Genomic DNA, 745 nt, shown 5'->3' on the forward strand with positions numbered 1-745 from the left:
GCTGGTTTCATTGGTCAAATGGTGTGACTCTGATGCTTCTACTATGGCTGTTTATCTATATCGTAAAGAGTGACACCGTGCGTGACTGTTTTGCCGTCGTTGAAGCGGAAGACTGACAATAATCAAAAATAATTAATACATTCATATTTATACTTAGAAGCTAAAAATGAAAGGATCGAACTATGCTTAACTCTTCAAATGAGCAGCCACAAGCACAAGGTGCTATTTTACCTGAAGCTGGGCCTTTCGCTCTGTATGTGCAGCTAAAAGTCGTAAACAATGCACCAAAAGTGTTAGAACAATTGAAACAGCTGCCTTCTTTGGTCGCTGAATTGAATCAAACACAACCAGAGTCTAACCTGACTCTTTCACTGGCTTTCTCTAAGACATTCTGGGAAAAATTTGAACAAGCCGCACCGGCTGATTTGATCGCATTCCCAGAGCTTGGTGAGGGTGATATCACTGCGCCAAGCACAGATTCAGATGTGCTGCTTCACTGCCACTCGAACCGCCATGATTTACATTTCTACGTGATTCGTAAGTTGCTAGAGCAGGTTGCTGAAGACGTTGAAGTGGTTGATGAGACATACGGCTATCGTTACCTAGACTCGCGTGACATGACAGACTTCGTTGATGGCACAGAGAACCCTAAAGATGCTCAGCGTGCAGAAGTTGCGTTAATTCCTGAAGGTGAATTTGCGGGCGGCAGCTACGTAATGGTTCAGCGCTTTATCCATAACCTACC

At 44.0% G+C, this 745-nt stretch carries 1 protein-coding gene and 1 pseudogene; both read left to right on the plus strand.

Going from position 1 to position 745, the window contains the following annotated elements; translation table 11 throughout:
• Nucleotides 1-116, plus strand: a pseudogene (locus KIV40_RS35040) (DUF2919 family protein); the annotation flags it as partial.
• A 66-nt stretch (nt 117-182) separates the two neighbouring features.
• Nucleotides 183-745: Dyp-type peroxidase (locus KIV40_RS35045; protein ID WP_285354080.1), on the plus strand; the 563-nt coding region annotated here is incomplete at its 3' end.

This window comes from Vibrio sp. D173a (assembly GCF_030248475.1).